The 1,512-nt window shown below is 66.9% G+C and carries 1 pseudogene; it reads right to left on the bottom strand.

What is annotated here, in order from left to right:
• A pseudogene (locus LQV45_RS31695) lies at positions 1-1,512 on the bottom strand (hypothetical protein); the annotation flags it as partial.

Here is a 1,512-nt window from a genome sequence, read left to right as displayed (position 1 = left end):
GTGAAGGGGTAGCCCTTGGTCTTGCCGTCCGGGCCCGTGACGTAGATATGCACGGCGTTGGAGGCCGCCGGTGTACCGGGTTCGTACGTCCAGCCGGACGCCGTGATAACCGCCGACGGCGTCCTGGTTTGCACCACAATGGAGTCCACGTAGCCGACCGGGGGCGCAGCAAGGGTCGCCGTAGCGTTCACGCAGCCCAGGAAGCCGTTGCCCTTGGTCAGGGTCGCGACCGCGATTCCGGTGGCGCAGACGCGGTACGTACCGGCCTTCGTCACGCTCACGGATGTCTGGTACCCGTGCGAACCGGCGATCCCCATGGCGGCATTGACGTCGCTCCGGGCAGCATTGGCGGTGGTGGTCACTGACTTGGTGCTGCCGTCGGGCGCCGCGTTGATGAACGCCACGGAATCCAGGTATCCGGTGGGCGGGTCACTGACAGCAACCGGGACGTTGCGGCAGCCCAGGGTGGTGTTACCGGCAGCAAAGGGGGCGACGGGGATGGCGTAGGCACAGACCCGATACGTGCCGGTCTCCGTCGCCGGGACGGTGACCGCAAACCCGTGCGTGCCGCTGACCCCCAAAGCCTGGTTGACGTCCGGGCGCTGCACGTTGGCGGTGAAGGCCTGGCCGGTGGTGGCTCCTGAAGGGGTAGTCACGTAGACGTGGACCGGGATGGACGTGCCGGTCTGGCCGCGGTCCACGGCCCAGCCCCGCAGCTTGATGGACGGTTTGCCAGACACCATGGCGGTGGTGACCTCATCGAGGGATCCCTCGGGAGCGGGCGTGCCGGCCAGGGTGAGGGTCCGGCAGCCCAGTGCTGTGTTGTTGAAGATGCCGATTGCATAGGCGCAGGCCTGATACTGTCCGGCCGCTTTGACGGTGATCGACTCCTGGAAGCCGTGGTTTCCGCTGATGCCCAGCGCCGCGTTGACGTCGGCGCGCGGCTTGTCCGCGGTGAAGGCGTGGCCAGTCGTCGTCCCGTCAGGTGCTGTGACGTAAACGTGCGTCTGGGTGGAGGTGGAGGCCGCCGCCGGATCCACCGACCATCCGCGGACGTTGATGGTGGCGCCGGACGAGGTGACCGCGAAGGCTGCGCTGTCGAAGGAGCCCTTCGCGGGCGCACCCGGCGGACGGATCGTCACGGTGGCCGCGGTGTTGCTGACAGCGTCAATGGAGACCCTGGTGCCGGCGTGCGTTGTAAAAGTCTGGCCGGCCTGCCAGGCCTGGGTGTTGCTGTAGTAGCCGTTGAATGCGGTCGCCCGGGTATTGGGAGGAAGCAGGATCGAGGAGTTGCCTCCGCCCTGCTGGGTGATCTTCACGCCGCGGTTTCCGTCCTGCGCAATGACGGAGTCGTAACCGACCGGAGTGCGGAGTTCCAGGAAATACACCTCGCCGGATTTCGGGTCCGTGAACTTCGCTGCGCGGTTGGCACCTGCTCCGGCCCAAGGCTTGAGGTTCACCGTGCGGGGGACGGATACCGTGCCCAGGTTGGCGATCTCGTTGGCGTTGCCG

It is taken from the genome of Microbacterium sp. Bi128, assembly GCF_918698205.1.
The sequence above is the reverse complement of the archived record's forward strand: the minus strand, read 5'-3'. Positions and strand labels throughout refer to the sequence as shown.